This is a genomic window from Haloferax prahovense (assembly GCF_000723845.1).
Classification (GTDB): domain Archaea; phylum Halobacteriota; class Halobacteria; order Halobacteriales; family Haloferacaceae; genus Haloferax; species Haloferax prahovense.
In genome coordinates this window covers 261,745-287,685 of record NZ_LK053001.1, presented here as the reverse complement: position 1 = coordinate 287,685, position 25,941 = coordinate 261,745, and the positions used below count along the sequence as shown (strand labels likewise).

At 64.5% G+C, this 25,941-nt stretch carries 21 protein-coding genes; 15 read left to right on the top strand and 6 right to left on the bottom strand.

Features of this window, described 5'->3' with window-relative positions; translation table 11 throughout:
* Positions 1–5 precede the first annotated feature (5 nt).
* A complete protein-coding gene (locus tag BN984_RS16305; protein WP_049968743.1) occupies positions 6–878 on the bottom strand; it encodes a hypothetical protein in 873 nt (290 codons plus the stop codon).
* A gap of 248 nt (positions 879–1,126) precedes the next feature.
* Here BN984_RS16305 and BN984_RS16300 point away from each other — a divergent pair, with 248 nt between their 5' ends.
* Positions 1,127–1,777: a helix-turn-helix domain-containing protein gene (locus BN984_RS16300; protein WP_008097082.1), complete on the top strand. Its 651-nt coding sequence runs from the start codon at positions 1,127–1,129 to the stop codon at positions 1,775–1,777.
* A 31-nt stretch (positions 1,778–1,808) separates the two neighbouring features.
* On the opposite strand, the gene BN984_RS16295 is transcribed toward BN984_RS16300, so the two are convergent.
* On the bottom strand, positions 1,809–2,183 hold the full coding sequence (locus tag BN984_RS16295; protein WP_049968742.1) for a hypothetical protein: 375 nt from the start codon (positions 2,181–2,183) through the stop codon (positions 1,809–1,811).
* The gene (locus tag BN984_RS16290; protein WP_008097078.1) at positions 2,176–3,318 is read right to left on the bottom strand and encodes an aromatic ring-hydroxylating oxygenase subunit alpha; all 1,143 of its coding nucleotides are present in this window, start codon (positions 3,316–3,318) and stop codon (positions 2,176–2,178) included. Before BN984_RS16290 ends, BN984_RS16295 begins: the two co-directional genes overlap by 8 nt.
* Before the next feature lie 198 nt (positions 3,319–3,516).
* Here BN984_RS16290 and solA point away from each other — a divergent pair, with 198 nt between their 5' ends.
* From solA to BN984_RS16275, 4 genes are all read left to right on the top strand, one after another.
* Complete coding sequence (gene solA / locus BN984_RS16285) at positions 3,517–4,659, top strand: N-methyl-L-tryptophan oxidase (protein ID WP_008097077.1); 1,143 nt, start codon at positions 3,517–3,519, stop codon at positions 4,657–4,659.
* Positions 4,660–4,943: 284 nt separating this feature from the next.
* Positions 4,944–6,698, top strand: a complete 1,755-nt coding sequence (locus BN984_RS16280) for a BCCT family transporter (RefSeq protein ID WP_008097076.1) — start codon at positions 4,944–4,946, stop codon at positions 6,696–6,698.
* A gap of 34 nt (positions 6,699–6,732) precedes the next feature.
* Complete coding sequence (locus BN984_RS19835) at positions 6,733–6,891, top strand: hypothetical protein (protein WP_008097074.1); 159 nt, start codon at positions 6,733–6,735, stop codon at positions 6,889–6,891.
* A gap of 140 nt (positions 6,892–7,031) precedes the next feature.
* On the top strand, positions 7,032–9,545 hold the full coding sequence (locus BN984_RS16275) for a GcvT family protein (protein WP_049968741.1): 2,514 nt from the start codon (positions 7,032–7,034) through the stop codon (positions 9,543–9,545).
* 472 nt (positions 9,546–10,017) lie between these two features.
* Here the strand turns inward: BN984_RS16275 and BN984_RS16270 are convergent, their stop codons facing one another.
* Both BN984_RS16270 and BN984_RS16265 read right to left on the bottom strand, forming a co-directional pair.
* On the bottom strand, positions 10,018–10,431 hold the full coding sequence (locus BN984_RS16270) for a hypothetical protein (RefSeq protein WP_008097069.1): 414 nt from the start codon (positions 10,429–10,431) through the stop codon (positions 10,018–10,020).
* On the bottom strand, positions 10,428–11,291 hold the full coding sequence (locus BN984_RS16265) for a ParA family protein (protein WP_049968740.1): 864 nt from the start codon (positions 11,289–11,291) through the stop codon (positions 10,428–10,430). Before BN984_RS16265 ends, BN984_RS16270 begins: the two co-directional genes overlap by 4 nt.
* Before the next feature lie 262 nt (positions 11,292–11,553).
* Between BN984_RS16265 and BN984_RS16260 the strand changes: the two genes are divergently transcribed.
* The 6 genes from BN984_RS16260 to BN984_RS16235 all read left to right on the top strand — a co-directional run bounded on the left by BN984_RS16260 (position 11,554) and on the right by BN984_RS16235 (position 19,866).
* Entirely contained in the window at positions 11,554–12,924 is a 1,371-nt protein-coding gene (locus BN984_RS16260) for an SLC13 family permease (protein WP_008097067.1), read from the top strand.
* Positions 12,925–13,082: 158 nt separating this feature from the next.
* Positions 13,083–13,736, top strand: a complete 654-nt coding sequence (locus BN984_RS16255; protein WP_004041134.1) for a helix-turn-helix domain-containing protein — start codon at positions 13,083–13,085, stop codon at positions 13,734–13,736.
* Positions 13,737–13,919: 183 nt separating this feature from the next.
* Entirely contained in the window at positions 13,920–15,788 is a 1,869-nt protein-coding gene (locus BN984_RS16250; RefSeq protein WP_008097063.1) for an ABC transporter substrate-binding protein, read from the top strand.
* A gap of 51 nt (positions 15,789–15,839) precedes the next feature.
* Complete coding sequence (locus BN984_RS16245) at positions 15,840–16,835, top strand: ABC transporter permease (protein WP_049913740.1); 996 nt, start codon at positions 15,840–15,842, stop codon at positions 16,833–16,835.
* On the top strand, positions 16,832–17,752 hold the full coding sequence (locus BN984_RS16240) for an ABC transporter permease (protein ID WP_004041131.1): 921 nt from the start codon (positions 16,832–16,834) through the stop codon (positions 17,750–17,752). The genes BN984_RS16245 and BN984_RS16240 overlap by 4 nt, the downstream gene beginning before the upstream one ends.
* Entirely contained in the window at positions 17,749–19,866 is a 2,118-nt protein-coding gene (locus BN984_RS16235; RefSeq protein WP_049968739.1) for a dipeptide ABC transporter ATP-binding protein, read from the top strand. The genes BN984_RS16240 and BN984_RS16235 overlap by 4 nt, the downstream gene beginning before the upstream one ends.
* 388 nt (positions 19,867–20,254) lie before the next feature.
* Here the strand turns inward: BN984_RS16235 and BN984_RS16230 are convergent, their stop codons facing one another.
* Positions 20,255–21,295: a zinc-dependent alcohol dehydrogenase gene (locus tag BN984_RS16230; protein ID WP_008097059.1), complete on the bottom strand. Its 1,041-nt coding sequence runs from the start codon at positions 21,293–21,295 to the stop codon at positions 20,255–20,257.
* A gap of 98 nt (positions 21,296–21,393) precedes the next feature.
* Here BN984_RS16230 and BN984_RS16225 point away from each other — a divergent pair, with 98 nt between their 5' ends.
* The 4 genes from BN984_RS16225 to BN984_RS16210 all read left to right on the top strand — a co-directional run bounded on the left by BN984_RS16225 (position 21,394) and on the right by BN984_RS16210 (position 25,929).
* A complete protein-coding gene (locus BN984_RS16225; RefSeq protein WP_049968738.1) occupies positions 21,394–22,167 on the top strand; it encodes an SDR family NAD(P)-dependent oxidoreductase in 774 nt (257 codons plus the stop codon).
* A 739-nt stretch (positions 22,168–22,906) separates the two neighbouring features.
* On the top strand, positions 22,907–23,776 hold the full coding sequence (locus tag BN984_RS16220; RefSeq protein ID WP_049968737.1) for a fumarylacetoacetate hydrolase family protein: 870 nt from the start codon (positions 22,907–22,909) through the stop codon (positions 23,774–23,776).
* On the top strand, positions 23,773–24,891 hold the full coding sequence (gene gfo6, locus BN984_RS16215) for a D-xylose 1-dehydrogenase Gfo6 (protein ID WP_049968736.1): 1,119 nt from the start codon (positions 23,773–23,775) through the stop codon (positions 24,889–24,891). Before BN984_RS16220 ends, gfo6 begins: the two co-directional genes overlap by 4 nt.
* Positions 24,892–24,951: 60 nt before the next feature.
* Positions 24,952–25,929, top strand: a complete 978-nt coding sequence (locus BN984_RS16210) for a D-xylose 1-dehydrogenase (protein ID WP_049968735.1) — start codon at positions 24,952–24,954, stop codon at positions 25,927–25,929.
* The last annotated feature ends 12 nt before the right edge of the window (positions 25,930–25,941 follow it).

Below are 25,941 nucleotides of genomic sequence, written 5' to 3'. Positions count from 1 at the left end.
CGCCGCTACTTCTCTCCGGCCGACGCTCTGATGCGCGCCACGACGTCCTCTCGACTCACATCGGGGTCGTCGTCGGTGGTGAGACGGCCCATCACGAATTCGAGCAAGTCGAGGTCTTGGAGCAGTTCGAGCGCGTCCATACGTTCGAGGCCAAGCACCTTCCCGAACTCGTAGACGGTCTTGGCGTCGTTGGCGGCGTCGGCGAGTTGGTCGATTGTGACGGACTCGGGGAGGCCGATGCCGTCGGCGAGCGCCTCGGGCGATTCGCCGGCGTCGTTGGCCGGCGTCGGCGCTCGCTCGATAGCCGCCGGCTCGCCGGCGAGCGACGTTTCATACGACGACGGCTCGTGGACGCCTTGGTCTATCATGTACCTGCGGACCGTCTCGTCGGTCACGTCCATCTCGAAGGCGTCGGCCATCCGCTCGAACGTCTCGTACCGCGCGTACACGGTTTCGAGGTACGGCGTGTCTTCGAACGCCGGCACGTTCGGGTTCCGGACGGTCTCGGGTGACTCGGTATCGGCGTCGCCCGTCTCCTTCGGAGCCGTCGGCGTCGAATCGGCCGCAACCGTGACGACGACCGACGGCTCCCCGTCGAGCGAGACGTCCGCGGCATCGACGGCGACGTGTTCGCGACCGCTCGGCAACACGTCGTCGACTTCGAGCGTGAGCCCAATCGTCCCGTCGGAGTCGAGAGAGGTCCCTCGGACTCCGACGCCGGAGCCGCCGCCGGCGCTCGACGAGAGCGCGAACTCGACGTCCGCCGACGCGCCCGTCTCCGTGACCGCCACGGACGACTCTTGGACGCTCGCGGCGTCCGTCCGCTCGCATTCTTCGAGGAATTCGCCCAGTCGCCGAAGCGATGTGCCCACACTCATTGTCCGTCTCGGTCACCACGGACGCGCCGGGACTCCCTGAAAAGCGGTGTGGAATACTGAGTGGATTTATATAGTCCCACAGAATATGCGGCGAAAACTATTAACAAGAATCTGCTGTTCAAACTACTATATCGTGCTCACGAGAAACGTTTTCACCGCGAACGTCGAAACGACTTCGCGTACTTCAACCGATCCGACGCTCTGGTTTGCTCGGTCTCGAACCCCTTGGACTACGAGGTAAAGACACGATGAGTTTGATAACTGTTGCCGACATCGCGCACGACGACCTCGCGCTGACGCCGACGATTCGGTCGGAAGCCGCGAGCGAGATAGACGTCGTCTCGCAGTCCGCGACGGACCCCGAGACCGGCCTGTTCTTCTTCGTCGTGAAGGGCGCGGAGTGCTCGGCGTTCGAAGCGGCGTTAGAAGTCGACCACACAGTCAGCGACTGGCGACTCGTCTCCGAGCGAGACGACGCCGCGGTGTATCGCATCGGACACACGACGGACGCGATTCTCCTCTCGCCTATCGTCACGGAGCTCGGCGGGCTCATGCTCGACGCGTGCAGCAACGACACGGCGGGCTGGCGGGTCCGTCTCCAGCTATCGGACCGCGAGGCGCTCTCGGAGCTGTGGGAGTACTGCGAGGCGAAGGACATCACCTTCGAGCTGAACCGGATGTTCCGACAGGACGGCTGGATGAACGGCGAGCCGAGCAAACTCACCGACGCACAGCGCGACGCGCTGGTCGCCGCCTACGAACACGGGTATTTCGAGGAGCCGCGAGAGGCGGCGTTAGACGACCTCTCGGAGGTACTCGACATCTCGCCGACGGCCGTCAGCGGGCGCATCAGACGGGGGACCGCGGAGCTGGTCGAGTCGATTCTTCTCGACGAGTGACCGGGTGAGCCCCGCAAAAAAGGTGTGGGAGTCAGACGGCGAGGACGTAGTCGTCCTGCGGTTCGTAGATTTCACCGCTCATCCGCAGGTTGCGGACGGCGTCGAGCGTTTCGCCGATGGCGACGCCGTTGTCTGCGAGCGCCGCGGCGAGTCGCCCGAGCGCGACGCCGTCGGGGTGGTCCTCGCCGAGTTCGATGAGCGCCTCCTTCGCGTCGTCGCTCTCGGCCTCGGCGTCGAACGCGACGCGCTCCCACTCGACGTCGTGGCCGGTGACGTTCGCGTGTCGTCGGTACAGTTCGACGGCGTCGTTCGGCTCCGCGACGGAGACGTGGAGGTCGCACGCCGGGCAGGTGACGACGCCGGCGCGTGGTTTTTCGGCTAGTTTGGCATCCTCGTCGTCAGGCATTGTAAGCGTCCTGTGCGAGTCGATGGAGTTTGTGGACGGTGTGTTCGTTCGGACCGAGCTGTGCCTGCCCGAGCGCGCCGGACTTGAGCCCCTCGTACTGCCGTTCGACGAGTTCGAAGTCCTCCTCTTGGAGCTGTCGGCTCGTCTGGACGAACTTCTCTTCTTCTTCCGAGAGGTCGGCGTCGCGGAAGTAGTAGTCCGCGATGAGTTGGAAGCGCCCCTCGTCGATGGGGTCGATGATGTACGTGCCGTAGCCGTCGGCGGTGCCGTACATGTTGACCGTGAAGTTCGGCCAGAAGTAGTAGAACTTGGCCTCGTGCTCGGGATGGATGCGCATCTCGTCGTCGACGTCCTCTTTGTGCTTGTAGTGGAGCACCCAGTGGTAGTCGTTGACTTCGAGTTCGGAGTCCATGAGTTCGAGTCCCCGGACCCAGTCTTGGTGGTTCGCCTGACAGTGGTCGCACTCCGAGTAGTTCCCGCTGAACGTCTTCCAGTTGCACTCGACTTCGGAGACGTAGCGGCGGGCGTGTTCGTACTCGCCGAGCGGCAGGTCTTCGAGTTCGGTCTTCATCGACCCGGCCTGTTCGGCCAGCGAGAGGCTCGGTTCGTCCTCGAAGTTGACGAACACGAGCGGCCCGATAGCGTCCGTATTGACCTCCATGAGGCCGTTCTCTTCGGGGTCGAGTTCGCTGACGGCGTCGTCGTCGAGGTCGGGGTTCAGACTCGCCTCCTCGAAGCTCTTCGGAGTGCTCTGGAGCGACCCGTCGAGTTCGTACGCCCAGAGGTGGTACGGGCAGGTGATTCGACTGAGGCTTCCGGGGTCGGTCATCGGCGTGTCGTCGAGCATCTTCGACCCGCGGTGGGCACAGACGTTGTAGAACGCCCGTACGTCGCCGTCGTCATCGCGGGTGACGATTATCTGCTTGCCGCCGATGGTTCGCGTGAAGTAGTCGCCGGCGTCCGGGATGTGGGTCGCGTGACCCGCGTAGACCCAGTACTGACCGAACACTTTCTCCTTTTCCATCTCGTGGACCTCGGGGTCCGTGAAGTACTTCGCCGGCAACGCGTTCGTTTCCGCAGTGATGTCGGCGCTAACCGCACCGATTTCGTCACGATTGTTGTTCCACCGTGTCATGGGAGGAAGAAACACACATCTTTGGAAAAGGGTTCGTCGGGAATAGTGGACCCGTATAAGTGGCGGTGGATAATCGCGGTGGCGCGACGGTTCGGCCGTCAGCGACGCTCTCGACGGGTTTTGAGTCGGACGACGGAAAAAGGGGCTCCGTGATACAGGTCAAGAGTGAAGGGGGGACGTTCCGAACCGACGGACACAATGAGTGTCCGCGACGACCGATACGACGTCGCCGTGGTCGGGGTCGGCGGGATGGGAAGCGCGACCGCGTACCACCTCGCCGACCGCGGCCTCGACGTCGTCGGTCTCGAACGATACGACATTCCCCACTCGCAGGGGTCGTCTCACGGTATCACGCGCATCATCCGGCGCGCGTACTACGAACACCCCTCGTACGTCCCGCTCATCGAACGGGCGTACGACCTCTGGGACGACCTGGCCGACGAGACCGGGCGCGAGGTCATCCACCGAACCGGCTCTATCGACGCCGGGCCGGTCGACAACGACGTGTTCGCCGGCTCGAAGCGTTCCTGTGAGGAACACGACATCCCGCACGAGGTGCTGACCGGTGCGGAAGTCAACGAGCGGTTCCCCGGCTACGAACTCCCCGAGGAGTACCGGGCGGTCTATCAAGAGGACGGCGGGTTCATCGTCCCCGAGCAGGCGATTATCGCGCACACCGAGGCGGCGCAGGCGCGGGGTGCCGAGATTCGCGCCCGCGAGCGAGTCGAAGACTGGGCGGAGACGAACGACGGTGGCGTGCGCGTCCGCACCGACCGAGGCGTGTACGTCGCGGACGCGCTCGTGCTCGCCGCGGGCGCGTGGAACTACAAACTCGCCGATGCCCTGGACGGGCTTGCGGTCCCCGAGCGACAGGCGCTCGCGTGGTTCCAACCGGAGTCGCCGTCGACGTTCGCGCCCGAGGAGTTCCCCGTCTGGAACCTCAGCGTCCCCGAGGGTCGGTTCTACGGGTTCCCGGTCCACGACGTGCCGGGCTTCAAACTCGGCAAGTACCACCACCGCGACGAGGAAGTCGACCCCGACGACTTCGACCGCGAGCCGAACCGCGCCGACGAGGCGATACTCCGGGACGTCACGGAGAAGTACTTCCCGGAGGCCGCGGGGCCGACGATGTCGCTCGCGACGTGCATGTTCACGAACTCGCCGGACGAACACTTCATCCTCGACACGCTCCCCGACCACCCGCAGGTCGCCGTCGGGGCCGGCTTTTCGGGACACGGCTTCAAGTTCGCCAGCGTCATCGGCGAAATCCTCGCCGACCTCGCCGTCGACGGCGAAAGCGACCTGCCGCTCGACATGTTCTCGCTCGACAGGTTCGAGTGACGACCGCGGCTTTCGGTTTCACCCCGTCAACCGATTTGAGGATATAACTTTCGCAACGTTCCTCTATTTGCGTATAAATGCCACTATTATCGAAGACTATCGGTTAAGATGTGTAATACCGATGGGTTGGTTGAATCGTGAGGGGTGTGGGCTCGTGTCATAGCTCGAGTGGACGCGTCGGAGCAGGCGCCGACCTCGACGGTGACCGCGGGTGGCCCCACAGCGGGACAACGATATGAGCGTACACGAATTCCAGAGGCGATTCCTAACGGAGGGTGTATCGAATGCCGAATAGCAACGACTCGGCCGACCGGTCTACGAGCGAACTACAGGCGGACCTGTTCTACCCGGAGACCGAGCGCGAACCCGGTGATGGGAACATCCAACGCTGGGGGCTCGACATCCACCCCGTCGTCTTCCCGGCCGCGCTCTTGATAATCGGCGCCTTCGTCGCCGTGACGCTCGTCCTCGGCGAGCAGGCGGCGAGCGTCTACTCGGGCGTCAGGGGTTTTTTCGAGGGTAACTTCGGGTGGTTCTTCCTCCTGTCGGTCAATCTCTTTATCGTCGTCTTGGCGTACTTCGCGCTGAGTAAGTACGGCGAGATAACCCTCGGCGGCGTCGAGGCCGAAAAGGAGTTCAGCGACTTCTCGTGGATGGCGATGCTGTTCAGCGCGGGCATGGGTATCGGACTCATGTTCTACAGCGTCGCGGAGCCACTGTACTACTTCACCAACGTCCCCGGCTTCTTCGACGCCGAAGCCGGGTCCGGTGGCGCGGGCATCGCTGCGATGACCCAGACGTTCTTCCATTGGGGGTTCCACCCGTGGGCCATCTACGGCCTCGTCGGACTGGGGCTCGCGTTCTTCTCGTTCAATCGGGGGCTTCCGCTCACCTTCCGGTCGATTTTCTGGCCGCTCCTCGGTGAGCGAATCTACGGCTGGCCGGGCCATCTCATCGACCTCGTGTCGGTGTTCGCGACGCTGTTCGGCCTCGCCACGTCGCTCGGACTCGGCGTCGCACAGATAAACACGGGTCTATCGTACATCCTCGGCGAGAGCATGCTCGGCATCCTGAGCGTTCCGAACAACACCGGGATGCAGATTGGGCTCATCGCCGTGATTACTCTCATCGCCACCGCATCCGTCGCGGCCGGCCTCGAAGACGGCATCCGGCGTCTGAGCACGCTGAACGTCTTTCTGATGTTCGTCTTGTTGTCGTTCGTGCTCGTCGCCGGCGCGACGATGAGTATCTTCGGCGCGTGGGTGCAGGGGCTCGGAAACTACTTCAGCGACTTTCTCTCGTTGGCGTTCTTCACCGGCACGCTCGGCGGCGGTGCGTCCACCGTCAACGGTTGGACGGTGTTCTACTGGGCGTGGTGGATTGCGTGGTCGCCGTTCGTCGGCATGTTCGTCGCGCGCATCTCGAAGGGACGGACGGTCCGCGAGTTCGTCTTCGGCGTGTTCGTCCTGCCGTCACTGTTCTCGACCGTTTGGCTCTCGGCGTTCGGCGGGAGCGCCCTGTTCAACTCGCTTCAGGGCAACGGCGTCGTCCTCGCGACCTACGGCGAGGCCGGACAGACGGTCGCGATGTTCGCGCTCCTCGAACAGTTCCCGTTCAGCGCCGTCTCGGGACTGCTCGCGGTGACGCTCGTAGTGACGTTCTTCGTGACCTCTTCAGACTCGGGGTCGCTCGTCGTCGACCATCTCACGTCGGGCGGCAAACACAATGTTCCGCGGACGCAGCGTATCTTCTGGGCGGTCACGGAGGGCGTCGTCGCGTCGCTTCTCCTCTACGGCGGCGGGCTCGACGCACTCCAGACGGCGGCTATCGCGACGGGATTCCCGTTCGCTATCGTCCTCGTCGTCACGTGCTACACGGTCTATCTCGGCCTCGACAAGGAGTACGAACTCCTGCAGTCCGAGGAGTTCGCCGAGCGGATAGAGAACCTGGGTGACGAAGATATCGACATCGACGTCGGTCGGTCTCGGACGTCGGTCGTGACCAACATCCGAGAGAAATCCGGGACGACGGACGACTGAACGGAAGCACCGAATCGATGACTCTACGCTATCGATGAACGCGCTCGCTGTCGCTTCGGCGGCGTTCGCGGTCTTCCTTTTCGTCGTCGCGCTGTTCGCGATGACTGTCGGTGAGCTACAGGGCGCGGGTCTCGCGTTCCTGAGCGCCAGCCTCGTTATCTACCTCAGAGAGAAGTACCTCGTCGGCGAGTGACGCTCGTCGGCGAGAAATACTCGTTGGCGAGTGACGCTCGTCCGTGGCCAGACCCGGTTCTCGTCTCCCCCGGAACTTATACACCTCAGATAGTGGACCCGGAGAGACATCCGAAGGCCGCGGTCACTACTGTTTGGTATATGAGCACATGGTCTACGTTTCCCGAACGCGCCGGAACGGTCGTCGTCGGGGCCGGCTGTGTCGGCTGTAGCGCGGCGTATCACCTCGCCGAGTCGGGTCGCGACGACGTCGTCGTCCTCGACCGGGGACCGCTGTTCGAGACCGGGGGCTCGACGTCTCACGCGCCCGGACTCGTGTTCCAGACGGCCGGGAACAAGCTGATGACAGAGATGGCGTCGTACACGCGCGACCTCTACGACGGGTTCGGCGACTTCCGGACGTGCGGTGGCATCGAAGTCGCCTACACCGAGGCGCGCTGGGACTTCCTCAAACGCAAGCGCGAGTGGGGGCAGTCGTACGGCATCGACGAGGGCGAACTTCTCACGCCCGAGGAGGTCGAAGCGCGCGTCCCGCAGATAAACTCCGACGTCATCTACGGCGGGTACTACGTCCCGTCGGACGGAAAGGCCGACGCCGTTAGTGCCGCCGAGTCGATGGCGGAGCAGGCACGTGAGGCAGGCGTCGAGTTCTACGGCCACACCGAGGTCACGGACATCGACATCTCCGGCGGCAGTATCGATGCGGTCGATACCGAACACGGCCGAATCGAGGCCGACGAGGTGCTCGTCGCCACGAACATCTGGGGGCCGTTGTTCGGCGAGATGGTCGGCACGGACATCCCGCTCGTGCCCTGCGCACACCAGTATCTCGTCTCCGACGAACTGGACGAACTCGATGGCGCGTCGCGCGAAATCGAACAGCCGCTGCTTCGGCACCAAGACCACTCGCTGTACTACCGACAGCACGGCGAGCGCTACGGTATCGGCTCGTACAACCACGAGTCGCTCCTCGTCGACCCGTCGGACATCTACGGTCCCGACAAGCTCGACGACCTCGGACTCGAATACCCGTCTCTCCGCGAGTTTACCGAGGAGCACTTCTACGAGAACACCCACCCGGACCACGACCGGTCGGCGTTCGACGCCGCCAGCGAACTCGTCCCCGGCTTCGCGGACTGCGAGTGGACCTCCGCCATCAACGGGATGTTCTCGTTCACCCCCGACGGCATGCCCATCCTCGGGCCGGACGAGGACACGGAGGGACTCTGGTGGGCGCTCGCCGTCTGGGTCACGCAGTCCGGCGGCGCGGGCGACATCGTCGCCAGCTGGATGGAGGACGGGACGCCGCGGCTCGACGGCTCCCGAGTCAACGCTTCCGGAGCGCACGTCTCCCGGTTCCAGTCTCACACGGGCAGCCGAGAGTACACCTACGGCCGCGGGGCACAACAGTACCGGGAGGTGTACCAGCTCATCCACCCGCGCGAACAGCCGGACGGACAGCGTGCCCTCCGCCGGAGCCCGTTTTACGACCGGCAGGCCGACCTCGGCGCGGAGTTCTACGACAGCGACGGCTGGGAGGTCCCGCAGTGGTACGAGTCCAACGAGACGCTCCTCGAAACGTACGACGTTCCGGACCGCCCCGACTGGCTCTCGCAGAACTGGTCGAAGGTCCACGGCGCGGAACACCAGCACCTCCGCGAGAAGGTCGGCATGGTCGATATGACGACCTTCACGCCCATCGAAGTGACGGGACCGGGTGCGCTGGAGTTCCTGCAGGGGCTCCTGACGAACGATGTGGACGTCACCCCGGGCCGGATGCGCTACTCGGCGATGCTCAACGAAGACGGCGGCGTGCTCGCCGACCTGACGGTCGCCCGTCTCGACGACGACCGGTTCGTGCTGTTCACCGGGGGCGGAAGCTCGGCGACGCTCCACTCGCGGTGGGTCAAAGAACACGCGCCCGACGACGGCTCCGTCGACGTGACCGCGCACGTCTCCAGTCGGACCGGTATCGGCGTCTTCGGGCCCGACTCCCGGAAGGTGCTTTCGGACCTCGTCGAGGCCGACCTCTCGAACGACGAATTCCCGTTCTACTCCGCACAGGAGACCTATCTCGGGAGCATCCCCGTGACGATGCTTCGACTCTCGTACGCCGGCGAACTCGGTTGGGAGATTTACGCCCCGACCGAGTACGGGTGCCAGCTCTGGGACGCGATTCGGGAGGCCGGCGAGGAGTACGACATCGCTCCCGTCGGCTGGGCCGCGCTCGACTCGACGAGTATGGAGAAGGGGTACCGTCTCTGGGGGACGGACCTCACGCCCGAACACAACCCGTACGAGGCCGGCATCGGCTTCGCGGTCGACCTCGACACGGACTTCGTCGGGAAGGCGGCGCTCGTGGAAGACAAAAACGACGACAGCCCGAGCGACCGCATCGTCCCGATAACGCTCGACGAGGAGGAGGCCGTCGTCGACGCGGGCCACCCGGTGTTCGCCGACGGCGACGTCGTCGGTTACTGCTGTCGGGCGGATTACGGCTACACTATCGACGCCGGCATCGCGTACGCCTACCTCCCCGAACAGTACGCCAGCGCGGGACAGGAAGTCGAAATCCGGTACGAAGGTGACGCCTACTCCGCGACGGTCCGGTCAGGGCCGCTCTTCGACCCCGGCCGCGACAAGATAATTCGGTGAGCGCCGGTTCCTCTCGCGTTACCGAGATTAGCCGAGAAAGCCCACGACTGAAGTCGTGGGCTGAATCGGCGCACGATACTGTTAACGTGTTCGCTGTTGTATTGGGTGCTATCCGACGCGGCACGTCCGCGCCCATACCGGGACAATTGGACAGTATCGGATTCCCCAACCGACAGTCGAAGGTATCCCCTTCGAAATAGGTTGGATACCGACGTTAAACAACCAAGTACCTCCGAATCCGCCCTACGGGGAGACGATAGGAGTAACGGTATCGTGGCGGTGCCTGCACCCGGTCGGTGTGCAAACCTTAAATCTCCCAAACCAGCGGGCCTTTGCTCGTGGGAAGCCCACGACTTTAGTCGTGGGTGGCCGTCACACTACTCTAGCGCTGTCACGGGCGTTTCGCTCCCGCTGTCGTTCCGCACGTGTTCTGTCCGGCGCTAAGAGGTTTGACGAAGGCGGATTATCCGAATTATTCAGAACTCTCGTCGTTGTCGACGCCGCGCTGTTCGAGGACGCGTTCGACGATTTCTTCGGGATGTTCGGTCGCCACGGCGAGCGCGGCGTTGTGGAGTTCGCTCTTCGTGACGCCCTTGAGTCCGTGGTCGCGAGTCAGTTCGCGCTCCACGTCGTAGGTGATGATGTCGTCGAACTCGTCGGCGACCGCTTCGAGCACGTACAGCGCCTTGTGGACGGTCTCGTCGAACTCGAAGGCGGGGCGCTCGCGGGGGTCGATTTCGTCGAGCGGTTCCGATTCTGGCTCCACTTCCGATTCGGCCGCGTCGTTGGCGTCAGCACCCTCGGGCTCCGGTTCGGATTCGGGTTCCGACGCGGACTCCCCGCTCCCCATCGCGGCGTCGAGGTCGCCGAAGGGGTCTTCGCTCATCGGGCCACCTCGCCTTCTTCGACGATCTGCGCGAGTTCGTCGTAGCACGCCAACTGGTCGCAGGTGCTGTCGTAGTCCCGAAGCGGCATGTGCTCTCGAATCGACGCGTCGATGGCCGAGCGGTGCCGAATTCCGGGCTTCGGCAGGTCGTCGTCCCACTCGCCGTCGTCGATGGCCTCGAACACCTCCGGGTCGGTGTACGCGAAGTTCGGGAGCTTCGACGCGATGTTCGGCTTCGAGACGAGCGCCTCCACGAGCCGTCTCGTCGGGCGGTCGTGGTCGATTCGGTCCCGCAGGTCGGTCGGGACGACCGCGAGGATTTCGAGGTCGAAGTGCTCCCGCGCGGGCGTGATAAGCCGCTTGACCGTCTTTTCGAGCCCCGAGAGCGCACCCGACTCGGGGCGCATCGGTAAGACGAGGTTCTGCGTGGCGTACAGCGCGTTGTCGTTGAGTTTCCCGCGCGCCGCGGGGCAGTCCACGACGACGTAGTCGTAGTCGTCGCCGAGAAGCGGGTCGATGACGCGCTGTTTGAGCCGCGCCGACCCCATCATCACGCCGCCGAGGTCCGACTCGACCTGCTCGATGCGGTCGTTCGACGGGAGGAGGTCGATTTCGAACTCGGTCTCCAAGATGAGCTCCCGCGGCTCCAACTCGGCGTCGTCGAGGAGCACGTCGCCGAGGTGCGCTTCCGAGTAGAACTCCTCGCCGAATCCGAGCCCCGTCGTGGTGTGTCCGTTCGGGTCGAGGTCCACGAGCAGTACGTCGCTGCCCCGGTGTGCGAGCTCGCGGGCGAGGTTGATGGAGGTCGTCGACTTGCCGATACCGCCTTTGAGGAGACAGACGCTGACTGCACGTGACATGATGGGGATATCCGTGATAGCGAGATTCTCGGCGCAGTTGAAATAATTATGGTTACTCCGACTCTTTGGACAACTCAAATTATCTAAATAATCCAAATTATTCATTCTGGGGGTTGTATCGACTCGATTCGCGCTCTCCCCCCGACTGGCGGCCCGAATTGTCGCCGGCAGTAGCTATTTGGACCCGTTGTGTGCAGGTACGTTCGTGATAGATTGGTTGCCCGGTCGAGGGCTGCGCGCCCCCGAACTCTCGTCGCAGACGGTGACGCTCGCGGTCGCCGCCGCCTTGCTCCTCGCGGTCGTCGGCCTCCACCCCGTCTCCGTCCTTCCGGTTCGGTCGCAGTACGCGCTTTCGGTTTTCGTCGTCGCGCTCCTGCTTTGGTTGACGAAGCCGGTTCCGTACGCGATTTCGAGTCTGGCCTGCGTCTCCCTGTTGTACGCTCTCGGCGTCGTGGACTCCTTCGAGGCCGCGGTGAGCGGCTTCACCTCCTCGCTCGTCTACTTCCTCCTCGTGTTGTTACTCCTCGGCAACGCGGTCCGGTCGGTGGGGTTGGACACCCAGTTAGCGAACCGACTGCTGTCCCCGGACAGCACCCCCCGCGGGGCGTTTCGTTCCATCGCGCGGAACGTCCTCGTGCTGGCGCTGTTCATGCCGTCGGCGATGGCCCGCGCGGTCGCGTTCATCCCCATCGTCGAGGAGGTAACCGAGGAGTTCGACCTCCCGTCGGGAAGCGGGTTCGAGCGCGCGACGTTCCTCCTCTTGGGTCACATCAACCCCATCGCGTCGATGGCGCTCATGACCGGCGGCGGGATGGCGCTCGTCACCTCGGGCATCCTCGCGACGAGCGTCCGCCCGCTCTCGTGGGTCGAGTGGGCTGTCTTGATGGTCCCACCCACGGTGGCGCTCTACGTACTGGCCGCCGCGGCTGCCGGTCTCCTCAACACCGTCGACGCCGACTCGACTGTCGACCCCGGCACGTCGGGGATTGCGGATGCGTCCGCCGACGGCGAGTTGACCCGCGAACAGGGACTCGTCGCGGCGGTGATGGCCGGGACCGTCCTCGCGTGGGTCGTTGGGTCGTTCGCCGGACTTCCCGAGATTCTCCCGGCGGTCGCCGCGGTCTCCGTCCTCGCGCTTCCGGGAGTCGACGTTATCGACGCCGACGACGTCAAGGGACTCAGTTGGGGCGTCCTCTTTCTCATCGGCGCGACGCTGTCGATTCTGGACGCCCTGGAAGCGACCCAAACTATCGCGCTCGTCGTCGACCTCCTCGCGCGGTTCGTCCCGTTCGAGGCGTTCAGTCACTGGCAACTCGTCGGACTGCTCCTCGGGTTCGCGGTCACCGTTCGCGTGCTGTTTTCGACCGGGTCGGCCGCCATCGTGGTGATTCTCCCCATCGTGCTGCGATTCGCGGAGACGTTCGGCGTGACGCGGCTCTACCTCGGACTCGCGGTCCTCCTCGTGGTGGGGTCGACGACGATTCTCCCGTTCAACACGACTGCCGTCCTCGTCTCGCTAGACCGCGGACCGCTGACGAATCGGGACGTGACGCTGTTCGGGTTCGTGACGATGGGCCTGTCGCTCGTCGTCGTGACCCTCTCGTGGCTCTTTTATTGGCCGCTCGTCGCCTGAGTCGACGACCGGCGCACCGACCCGTCCGCGCGAATCCAGGTTTCGGTGACGCCCCCCGTTGCGACAACCACCGGGCTATTTGTAGGTGAGCGGTATCTGCCCGGTACGGGTGAGTTCGCATCTTACGTGTTGAGTTTACGACGGCCCCGACCGGCGTCATGTCGAAGATAGACCGCCGTCTGCGAGACGCCCGGAGCATCGAGTTGGACAACGCGTTTTACGTCGAGGACGGGACGTGGATCGAGTCGCTCACCATCGCCTCGAACGCCCCCTTCGACGTGGAGTCCCTCCTCGCCGACATCTCGGGCGTGACCGTCTTCTACGACGAGGAGATTCCGACCGCCTCGACCGACGTGCAGATACGTCGAGTGACGATTCTCGCCAACGAGTCGTACCCGTTCATCCTCGGACTGGTTCTCAGACAGGAGACGATTCCGAACCGCATCGTCCTCCAAGACGGCGTCTTCGAGGTCGTCGCCACCGCCCAGGACTGGGACCACTTCAGGGAACTCGCCGACGAGATTCAGGAGACGCTCGGGGAGTTCGAACTCCGCTCCGTGACGCAGGACGAAGCCCCGGGTGAACCGCTCGACAGCGGCCGATTAAAGGAGGTGTTAATCTCTAAGCTGACCGACGACCAACTCGCGGTTCTGGAGACGGCATTCAACCACGGCTACTTCCACATTCCGCGGGAGACCTCTGAGACCGAACTCGCCGAGGAACTGGGTATCGCTCAGTCCACGCTGAGCGAACGACTCCGGACCGCGGAGCGAAATCTGCTCGAACTCATCTACGGTCCGCGACAGGAGTAGCTCAGCCCTTGTTGGAGAATATTGCCGCATCTCGGCGACCGAGTATATAAAGAACGATAGATATCGGGGCGTATCGGGAACAGCACCATGGAAGATACTCCATAACAGGCTGTCGCAATGTCGGAGAAAAATCGTGATAGTTCGGGTGTCGAACGTGGAACTGGCCTTACGCGACGCGACTACGTGGCGGCGACTGCGACCGCCCTCGGCGTGACCGGACTCGCCGGGTGTACCGGTGGCGGCGGGAGCGGGAACGGCGGGACTGACGGCGGGTCGAGCCTCACTCCCGACGTTCCTTCTGGAACCCCGGAGACGGTCGAGACGAAGTACTGGCGCGAGTGGGAGACCATCGACGCCGACGAACCGCCGCTCGACTACAGCGCGACCGCGGGTGCGGTGTTGGACCCCGTCCCGCTCGAATTTTCGAGCGAGGACGACCCGTGGATGCGGGAACACGCGCTCATGGTCCAGCGTGGGCTCGACGCCCTCGGCGTCAAGACGCAACTCAACGATCGACCGCTGAACCAACTGTACGCCCAGAGTTGGGACACGAAGGGGCTCGAAGCGATCATCTCGATGAGTACCCACGGTCCGGACCCGCAACGCGGGCTGGACCCGAACCCGCTTTTGATGCGGCGGAGCGAGACGAGCCTCTCGAACTACGACAACTACTACCACCCCGACCTGCAGGAGGTGCTGACGGAACAGAGTCAGACGACCGACCGACCCGAGCGCGAGGAGCTCGTCGCCGAGGCGCAGCGCATTTTCAGCGAGGACGTGGGCGCGCTCATTACGCTGTTCCCCGATATCATCACCGCGGTCAACACGGAGCGCTGGAGCGGCTACGTCCAGACGCCGGGTAACGGCCCGACGAAGGACTCGTTCGTCTGGTCGGAGGTGAACCTGCAACCCCAGACCGACGACCGGACCTACATCAAGGGCGTGACCACCTCGATGAACTCGCTGAACCTCCCGTGGGCCGCCGGCGGCGCGGAGGCGAAGCGGCTGACGTTCATCTACGACGGCCTCTTCGACGCCACGCCGGACCTCGAAGTCGTCCCCGCGCTGGCGACCGGCGGCGGGTTCGTCGACGACACCACCGTCGAACTCACTCTTCGCGAGGGCGTCGAGTGGCACGACGGCGAGCCGTTCACCGCGGAGGACGTGAAGTTCACCGTCGAACTGTACAAGGAACACTCCTCGACCAGTCAGACGCCGTTCTACGAGCCGGTCGAGTCGGTCGAGGTGCTCGGCGACCACGAGGTTCGGTTCAATCTGAAGGGCCCCGACGCGGCGTTCATGACCCAGCGCGTCGTTCGCAGCGTCATCATCCCCAAGCACAAGTGGGAGGACGTGGAGAACCCGTCTCAGCACAACCCCGAGTCGCCCGTCGGCACGGGGCCGTTCACGTACGAAAACTGGGAGCAGGGTACTCGCTTCGAGGTGTCGAAAAACGAGGGTCACTGGATGTTCGACGACGACTGGCGGGCAGACGTGCTCGGCGACCAGGCCACGACCGGCGAGGGCGTCGACCGCGTCATCTGGATAAACGTCGGCAACATCGACTCCATGATCGGCTCGCTGCAGGGCGGCGAAATCGACGCCATCGGCACGACGCTCTCGAACTCGCAGGCCGACCGCGCCGCGAGCACCGCCGGCGTCGAGAAGATGACCTCGGGCAACTTCGCGCCGCTCGACACGAAGCTGATGTTCTCCTGTCCGCTCGTTCGCGACAAGGAGTTCCGCGTCGCTCTCGCCAAGTCGATAGATACCGAGGGCTTCGCTGCCGACGTGCTGCAGGACCGCGCGACCGTCCCGAGCGGGGAGAACCCGATTTCGGACCTCACGCCGTGGCACACGTCGGATACCACCCACTACGAGTTCGACATCGACGGGGCGAAATCGCTCCTCGAACAGGCCGGCTACACGCGGGACGACGACGGCAACCTCCGGTTCCCCAACGGGGACGCGTGGGCCGCCTTCGTCGAGCGTATTCAGCCCGGGAACATGCACAAGCGCCGCGACGAGCTCGGACAGGCGGACTTCTCGTGAGGTGACACGCATGTCGAACACTACTCACTCGTGGCGTTGGGGGGTCCGACCGTGAGCGAGTTCCAGCGGTTTCTCGCAAAGCGGCTCGCCATCTCCATCGTGCTCACCCTCGTGGCCGTCTCGGTCATCTTCGTCGTCTTGCGGTTGCTCCCGGGGAGTCCGTTCGAATCCCTCGTCACCGCGGGCAACCTGAGCCAGCAGCAAATCACCGAGATTCGAGCGATGTACGGCCTCGACCAGCCGATGTGGCGGCAGTACCTCAGCTACCTCCAGAGCATCCTGCTGTTCCAGTTCGGCTACTCCATCCTGCGGAGCCAGCCCGTCTGGGGGGTACTGGCCCCGCGGCTCGTCAACACGCTCATCCTGCTCGTCCCCGCGTTAGTGACGACGGCGGTCCTGAGTTCCCTGCTCGGGATGTACGTCGGCTGGAACCGCGGGAGCAAACTGGAGAAGCTCAGCATCATCGCCACGACGTTCCTCCGGTCGACGCCGGTGTTCATCACGGGCATCCTGTTCGTCATCATCTTCGCGTACAACCTCGAACTGGTGCCCGCATTCGGGATGCGCTCTATCAGCGCCTCGCCGGAGGGCTACGTCGAGACGTTCGCCTCGCTCGACTTCCTGCACCACTACATCCTGCCGTTTACGGTGTCGGTGCTGTACTACAGCGGCGACTTCCTGCTGTTGGCACGCAACGGCGTCGTCGAAAAGCGGGGCTCTGAGTTCCTCAAGCTCCACCGCGCGAAGGGGCTCTCGGAGATGCAGCAGCTCGCGCGGGCGGGTCGGAACTCCATGCTGCCGATTCTGACCTACTTCGCGCTGCGTCTCGGGATGATTTTCCAGGGACTCATCCTGCTCGAAGTCGTCTTCGGCTGGCCCGGCATCGGCCGCGAACTCGTGCTCGCCATCCAACAGCAGGACTACCCGCTGGTGCAGGCCGCCGTCTTCATCATGGCGCTCGCGGTCATCGTGGCGAACCTCGTCGCCGACGTGCTGTACGCCTACTTCGACCCGACCGTCTCGACCAGCGGAGGTGGTGCCGCGTGAGCACCGAGACGAAGCCCGAAGCCGAACTGAAAAAGCGCGTCGAGGGGGTCGCGGAGACGCTCCGCGACCAGTTCACGTTCCTGCGACGCGACCGCCTCGCGTTCGCCGGCGTCCTCATCGTCGCGGCGTTCGTCTTCCTCGGCCTCCTCGGCCCCGCGCTCGCCCCGCACGACCCCATCGAGCACACCGTCCGCGACGACGCCGGCTCGATGCTCCGGCTGTCCGAACCGACCGGCGCGGCCCCGTTCGGGACGACCGCCTACGGCAAAGACGTACTGAGCCAGTTCCTCGCCGGCGCGCAACCGACGTTCATCGTCGGCCTGTTCGGCGGTATCGGGACCGGTGCGCTCGGCTTTCTCGTGGGGCTCGTCAGCGGTTACTACGGCGGCTGGGTCGACGAGGTTCTCATGCGTCTCACGGACCTCACGTTCTCGCTGCCGTTCACGCCGATGGCGCTGTTACTCCTGACGTTCGTGACGCCGAGCGTCTGGCTCATGACGGGCATCATCGTCGCGTTCCTCTGGAAGATGCCCGCGCGCGTCGTCCGCTCCGAGGTCCTCTCCGTCAGAGAGCGCACCTTCGTGAAGTCGGCGCGCGCCAGCGGCGCGAGCGACTTGCGGACGATGCTCTACCACGTCGCGCCGAACGTGCTCCCCATCGGCTTTCTCTACACGGCCTACGGCATCGCGTGGGCCATCGCCGCGCAGGCCAGCCTGGCGTTCCTCGGATTCGGCGACCCGACCGTCACGAGTTGGGGCCGGATGCTCCGACAGGTGTTCGAATCGGGCAACATGCGCGTCGCTTGGTGGTGGGTGCTCCCGCCCGCACTCGGCATCGCAGCCATCACCACCTCGGTGTTCCTCATCGGCCGCGCCTACGAAGAAGTCATCAACCCGGAGATTCAGACCGAACAATGAGCCTCCTCGACATCACAGACCTCACGGTCACGTACTCGACCGACAGCGGAACCGTCCACGCCGTCAACGACGTGTCGTTCAGCATCGACGAGGGCGTCAACTACGGCCTCGCCGGCGAATCCGGCTCGGGGAAATCGACGCTCGCCGAGGCGGTTCTCGGTCTCCTCCCCAGCAACGGCTCCGTCGAATCCGGCAGCATCGAATTCCAGGGCCGCGACCTGACCGGCCTCAGCGAGCGCGAGCGTCGCGACGTGCTCTGGGAGGACATCGCCTACATCCCCCAGAGCGCGATGGACTCGCTCGACCCGGTGATGTCCACCGGCGCGCAGATTCGGCAGGCGATTCAGACCCACCGGAACGTCACCGACGACAAGGCGCGTTCGCGGGTCCGAGAGCTGTTCGAAATCGTCGGACTCGACCCCGACCGAATCGACGACTACCCCCACGAGTTCTCCGGGGGGATGCGCCAGCGCGTGACCATCGCGATGGCGCTCGCGCTCGAACCGGACCTCATCATCGCCGACGAGCCGACCACGGGGCTCGACGTCATCGTTCAGGACAAGATTATCGACAAGATTCTGGAGATACAGGACCGGATGGACAGCTCGTTGCTGCTCATCACCCACGAAATCGGCGTCATCGCCGAGACGTGCGACGAGCTTTCGATCCTCTACGGCGGAAAAGCCATGGAACAGGGAAGCGTCGACAACGTCCTCGTGAACCCCACGAACCCGTACACGATGGGGCTGAAGAACTCCTTCCCGGAGATAGAGGAGGGCGACCAAGACCCCGTCTCGATTCCGGGGTCACCGCCGAACCTGAGCGAGGAACCCAGCGCGTGCGTCTTCAAGGACCGGTGTCCGTTCGCGACCGAGGAATGCGAGGCGTCCCATCCGGACCTCGTCGACCTGCCGAACCGTAACCACCGCTCGGCGTGCCACCACGTCACCAAAGCCGCCCAGATGCGGCGCGATGCCACCGACCCGGAGACGTGGGGCATCCCCGACAGTCACGACGAATCGGACCGCGGCGAGGTGCTCCTCGAAACCGACGGTCTCGAGAAGTACTACGAGCAGAGCCAGCCGCTCTTGGAGCAACTCAGGGGGAACGACCCGAACTACGTCCGCGCCGTCGACGGCGTTTCCCTGCGCGTCCGGCGGTCCGAAATCCTCGGCATCGCCGGCGAGTCCGGCTGTGGGAAGTCGACGCTCGGCGAGACCATCGCGCTCCTGAAACAGCCGACCGGCGGCGAGTTCGTCTTCGACGGCGAGCCCTACGAGCACTACGCGGACGGGAACATGCGCGAGTTCCGCCGGAAGGTTCAGATAATATTCCAGGACCCCTTCGACTCGCTCAACCCGAGACAGACGGTTCGGCAGTTGGTCGGCGAACCGCTCACTATCCACGACTACCGGACCGACGAGCGCGAACGGGCCATCATCGAGACGTTGGAGAAAGTCGGGCTCACGCCCGCGCGGAAGTTCCTCGACCAGTACCCGCACCAGCTATCGGGGGGCCAACGTCAGCGCGTCGCGGTGGCCAAGGCGCTCGTTCTCGACCCCGACTTCCTCATCTGCGACGAGCCGGCGTCGATGCTCGACGTGTCGCTGAAGGTGAACCTGCTGAACCTCCTGCGTGAACTCGCGGACACCGAGGACATCGGCATCGTCTACATCTCCCACGACCTCGCCAGTCTGGTGCAGGTGTCGGACCGTCTCGCGATTATGTACCTCGGTCGGGTCATCGAGGAGGGAGACGTCGAGTCCATCGCGGCCGAGCCGAAACACCCGTACACCACCTCGCTCCTCGCGGCCGCTCCCGAGAAGGACCCGACGGTCGACCGCGACCGCGTTCTGCTCGACGGCGAGCCACCGAATCCGGTCGACCTCCCGTCGGGCTGCGTCTTCGCTCCGCGGTGCCCGAAGGCGGAAGACGCGTGTCGCGAGAGCGAGCCCGGACTCGATACCGTCCGAAGCGGCGAGCACCGCGCCGCATGCTACTTCCCGGACGGGGAGACCCCCGCCGCAGACGACCTCGCCGACGACCGCTCGGACTCTCAATACGGGGACCCTGAGTTCTCGCCGCCGGCCAGCGGCGACTCGGCCAGCGACTGACGCCGCCCTTCGACTCTCCTCGCTTCGTCCTTTGGCGACCTCCCGGTAGTCCCATGTCCCGGTTCAAGGTTCGACTGGCGCATTAAAATTGTGTGAGAAAAACAATAGTGGCGGGAGATATATTGGGAATGATATCAAAAAATTGAATTTATTTGCCTATTTTGGTTTATTTTGTGTGTTGTCATCTATCTATGCGGCTGTTTATTCAAACTATCGCGGATATTATATTCTGAATATTTATTTTTTAATAGTTAGATTGGGCAAGAAATTTGATTATGGCCACAGTTAGGGGATTGTGGCCGATATGTCTTTCTTCGCCTGAATCTAATATTGTGTTTAATATACTATATTAGTTCTCGGTCTGGGTTGCGGTCGACCGGAACCCCCCTTACGCCAACTCCGAGATATCGAACACCGGCTTGCACGTCCCGCCCTCGATGAACGTCTCGAAGGCCTCGTCGGCTTCGAGCAGCGAAAACCGGGTGTCGACGAACGTCTCGCAGTCCACGTCGCCGTCGCGAATCAGCCGGAAGGAGCGCTCGAAGTCCTCGTACATGGACGCGTACGAGCACTGCAGGTCGATTTCGGCCCGGACGAGCGGGGAGTAGGGCATCGAGGTCTCACCGGTCTGACCGACGAGGACGATTTGGCCGCCCTTGCGGACCTCTTCGACGGCCGTCGTGAGCCCCGAGGGGTGGCCGGTCGTGTCGAACACCACGTCGTAGCCGACGCCGCCGGTGTGTCGCTCGCGGCGCGCCTCGGTGTCGTCGTCGGCGACGTTGACGGTCTCGAAGCCGAGTTCCTCCGCGAGCGGGAGCCGATAGTCGGCGTCCTGTCCCACGCCGGAGACGACGACGGTGCCGCCCTGTGCGGCCGCGACTTGGGCCGTGAGCAGACCGATCGGACCGGGTCCTTCGACCAGCACACGGTCGCCCGCGCCGACGCGAGAGTTCTCGATGACGGCGCGTGCGGCGATGCTCGTGGGTTCGGCGACCGCGGCGTGTCGCTGTTCCACGTCGTCCGGAATCGGATGGAGGGCGCGTTCCGGGACGGCGATGAACCGCTCGTAAGCGCCGTCGTGGTCGACGCCCGTGATGACCGCGTCCTGGCAGACGTTCTCCTCGCCGATGCGACATTGATAGCACTCGCCGCAGCCCCGAATCGGCCGTTCGACCACGCGGTCGCCGACGCCGAACTCAGTCACGCCGTCGCCGACTTCGACCACGCGCCCGGCGTACTCGTGGCCGATGACGGTCGGGAGCTCCATCCGTTCGAAGGCGGATTCGAACTCGTAGATGCCCGCGTCACTCCCGCAGAGGCCGGCGTAGTCGACCTCTACGAGCACCTCTCCGGCGTCCGGTTCCGGTTTCTGTCGCTCGACGAACTCCATAGCGCCGGAGCTACGCTCCACTTTGGCAAGTCCTCGCATGAGAGCACATGTGGCACGGGTCGGTAAAAACGTATTGCATGCGGCACTCCCATCGCGCGTTCCGCAACTATCATGTCGGCACCGTGCGGACTGGAACCATGGTCGCATACGAGCACACGCCAGTCTCCGTCAGTGACAAGCGCGCTGTCGTCGTCGGCGGGACAAGCGGCATCGGACAGGCAATCGCTCTCGGATTCGCCAGCGAGGGGGCGGACGTACTCGCAACCAGCCGACGCCAGTCGGCGGTCGACGAGACGGCCGACGCCATCGAGGAGTTGGGCGCGAACGCGGTTCGGGAGACGTGCGACGTGACCGACCCGTCCTCGCTCGAACGCGTCCGCGAGCGCGCCGTCGAGGAGTTCGGCGGTATCGACGTGGTCGTCGCCTCGCAGGGCGCGATCTCCCGCGACTCGGTCCGCGACATCGACGACGACGCCTGGGACCACGTCACCGACATCGCGCTCGGGGGCGTCCGCCGCGTCACGCAGGCGATGGCCCCGGCCGTCGCCGACGGCGGGTCGATTATCAACATCTCCTCTCTGGCCGCGCGGCTCTCGATGGCGAACCTCCCCGCCTACTCGGCGGCGAAGGGCGGCGTCGAGGCGTTCACCCGCGCGTCGGCGAAGGAGCTCGCGCCCGAGATACGCGTCAACGCCATCGCGCCGGGATTCGTCATCACGCCACAGAACGCCGACACCTACGCCGAAGGGACCGAAAAACGCACGCGAATCGACGAGCGAACGCCGCTCGGCCGAGTCGCGGAGCGAGAGGAAATCGTCGGCGCGGCGGTCTACCTCGCGAGCGACGCGTCTTCGTTCGTGACCGGTGAGATCGTCACCGTCGACGGCGGGTTCGCCGACAGCGCGTTCTGACGCGACCCTCCGTATCTTCTTCCGCACGTCGTCATCCCGTCGCCGGCCGAGAGGGTTCTCTCGAACATCCGTACTGTCTTCGACGCGCGGTCACCGCCGGTTCCGAAGGGCGACTCGATAGGTGTTCTGTAATGGAGAATGCAGTCTACGGCGCGGAATCACGCTCGGTCTCGCATCATGTCTCTCCTCGGTGCTCGCCCAATCCGGTCGCTTTCGCCGGCCTCCGCCCTTCTGCATTACAAGCGTACCTGTGTAATCTGGGCCGCGACCGTCCAGCGTCAAGCGCTTGCGTTGTGAACATTCCCGGTCGATATCGACGACCTATCGTTCTGTGATAGAGAACTTGTTGATTCGGCCGCCCCCGGGCCGAAGATACGCTGAATGTCAACGATACGCACGCAAAGACGGACTATCTCTCCTGTCTCTGGCAGACGTGTCTCTTCGGGGAGGCGGCAGACCGTGAGAACACGTCCGAAACGGCCGAAATCATGAACGTCGAACGTTCCGTCTCTCTGCGCCCGTGTTCTGACCATGAGAACAACCCTGTCGGATGCCAGCACGACGGTTCCGAGCCCTTGGCGGCCACGTCGCGGCCGCCGTTCGGCGGTCGGCTCCTCGTCGCTCGGATACGATCTCCTCTCGAACTCGCTCTCGTCCCGCGATTCCGCGCCGTCCGCCGCCAGTTGGTGTCCACGTCGGGACGTACTTTTATAACAATAGATGGTAATGGGGATACTGAATGCAGTACCACCAGCTTGAGGTGTCGGGAGAGCGCTGTCTCACGGCAACTCGCGACTCCACGACGTACGACCTCACGAGCGCCGACGAGGACCTCCGGACGTTCGGGGATTTGGCCCGGGTGGCCGCTATCGCCCGAATCCCAATCGACCGACTCGCCGCTGAACTCACCGAAAACGCCGACGTCGTCGACCAAGAGTTCGTCGACCAGCACACGACCGTCCCAGTTGACGCCGAAGAAGTCTGGGCGGCGGGCGTCACCTACCAGATCAGCGAGCAGGCGCGCGAAGAAGAGAGTTCCATGCCGGACATGTACTACGACGTGTACGATGCCGACCGGCCGGAGATTTTCTTCAAAGCCACCCCCTCTCGGACCGTCGAACCGGGCGACGCCATCGGCGTCAGAGACGACTCCCAGTGGGACGTCCCCGAACCCGAACTCGGTATCGTCCTGCGGCGTGGCGAAATCGTCGGCTACACCGTCGGCAACGACGTGAGCAGTCGGTCGATCGAGGGCGAAAACCCGCTGTACCTGCCGCAGGCGAAGGTCTACGACCGCTGTTGTTCGCTCGGCCCGTGCGTGGTCACGCCCGATGACATCGACGACCCTCACGAGTTAGAGATGAGCATGACTATCGAGCGCGACGGCGAGGTCGTCTACGACGACGCCACGAACACTAGCGAGATGGTCCGCAGTTGCGAGGAACTCGTGTCGTACTTCACGCGCCACAACACGGTCCCCGAACTGGCGGTCATCCTCACCGGTACCTCGCTCGTCCCCGAACAACCGTTCGACCTCCAAGAAGGCGACCGCGTCGACATCACCGTCGAGGGTATCGGCACCCTCTCGAACGGCGTCACCACCGTATGACACCCACGCCCACCGATATCACAGAGGAGTTCACGCGCCGCGACTGGCAGGGCGACGACGTGACGGGAACCGTTAGGCTCGCCATGATCGGCCTCGGCTGGTGGACCCGCGACGAGGCGATTCCCGCGGTCGAGGAGTCCGAGTTCTGCGAGACGACGGTCGTCGTCAGTAGCTCGAAGGAGAAAGCCGAGGGCGCGAGAGAGCTGGCCGGGTCGATAACCCACGGGCTCACCTACGACGAGTTCCACGAGGGCGTCGCGGCCGACGCCTACGACGCGGTGTACGTCGTCACGCCGAATGGATTACATCTCCCGTACGTCGAGACCGCCGCCGAGTTGGGGAAGGCCGTCCTCTGCGAGAAACCGCTCGAAGCGTCGGTCGAGCGGGCCGAGAAACTCGTCGCCGCCTGCGACCGCGCCGACGTGCCCCTGATGGTCGCCTATCGGATGCAGACCGAACCGGCCGTCCGACGCGCCCGCGAACTCGTCGAAGCCGGCGTCGTCGGCGACCCGGTGTTCGTCCACGGGCACATGTCCCAGCGCCTACTGGACGAAGTCGTCCCCGACCCCGACCAGTGGCGACTCGACCCAGAACTCTCCGGCGGCGCGACCGTCATGGACATCGGGCTCTACCCGCTGAACACCGCCCGGTTCGTCCTCGACGCCGACCCCGTCCGCGTCAGGGCGCGCGCCCGAGTCGACGACGAGGCGTTCGAGGCCGTCGGCGACGAACACGTCAGCTTCGGCGTCGACTTCGACGACGGCACGCTCGCGGTCTGCACCGCCAGCCAGTCGGCCTACCAGTCGAGCCACCTCCGGGTGACCGGCACCGAGGGAGAACTCGAAATCGAGCCCGCGTTCTACAACCGACAGAAGCGCGGCTTCCGGCTGTCGTGGGGGGACCAGTCAGCCGACTACGACTTCGAGCAGGTGAACCAGATGACCGAGGAGTTCGACTACTTCGCGTCCCGCCTCCTAACGGAGACCGACCCCGAGCCTGACGGCGACCACGCGCTCGTAGACATGCGCGCGATGGATGCGATTTACGCCGCGGCGGAGCGCGGCACCGACGTCCCGGTCGACACCGACGTCGACTCCGCCTCCGACGAGGCGTAAGCCCCGATTCGACGCGTTTTCGCCCGGAGTTTTATTATCGGGGTCGCCGCACCTCCCCGCATGCAGTTTGGTATCCTCGGCACCGCAGGTATCGGCATCGAATCGGTGATTCCGGCGATTCAGGCGAGCGACCACGCGGCGGCCGCCATCGCGTCCCGCGACGAGACGCGGGCGAGCGCGGTCGCCGACGAGGTCGGCATTCCCACCGCGTACGGCAGTTACGAGGCGCTGTTGGCCGACGACTCCCTCGACGCGGTCTACATCCCGCTTCCCAACAGCCTCCACGCCGACTGGGTTCGGGCGGCCGCCGACCACGGTCTGCACGTGCTCTGCGAGAAGCCGCTGACCGCCAGCGCCGACGAGACGGCCGCCGTCTTCGACTACTGCGAGGACTCGGGCGTCACGCTGATGGAGGGGTTCATGTATCGCTTCCACCCGCGGACCGAGCGGGCCGCGGAACTCGTCGCCTCGGAACTCGGCGAGGTCGTCTCGGTCACGTCGAACTTCTCGTTCCGGCTGCCCGACGGGGCGGAGAACATCCGCATCGAGCCCGAACTCGCGGGCGGGAGCGTCATGGACGTCGGCTGTTACGCCATCAGCGCGGCGCGACTCTTCCTCGGGACGCCCGACCGGGTGTACGCGACCACGACCGACACGCGCGACTGCGGCGTCGACACGCGGATGTCGGGCGTCTTGGAGTACGACTCCGGCGCGACCGCCCGGGTCGAGTCATCGTTCGATACGCCCGAGACGCAGTACTACCGCGTCCAGACCACCGACGGTTGGCTGGAGGCGAAGACCGCGTTCAACATCGAGCCGACGGCGTCCGCCGAACTCACCTATGCGACCGACGGCCGCGTCGTCACCGAGACGTTCGACCCGATAGATAACTACCGACGCGAGGTCGAGGCGTTCGCCCGCGCCGTCGAGACCGGCGAGACGCCGCGAATCGACCGCGAGGAGTCCGTCGACCTCATGCGGACCATCGACGCGGTTTACGAGAGCGCCGACACCGGGCGCGCGGTCGACCTGAACTGACCGCCCGCGGGC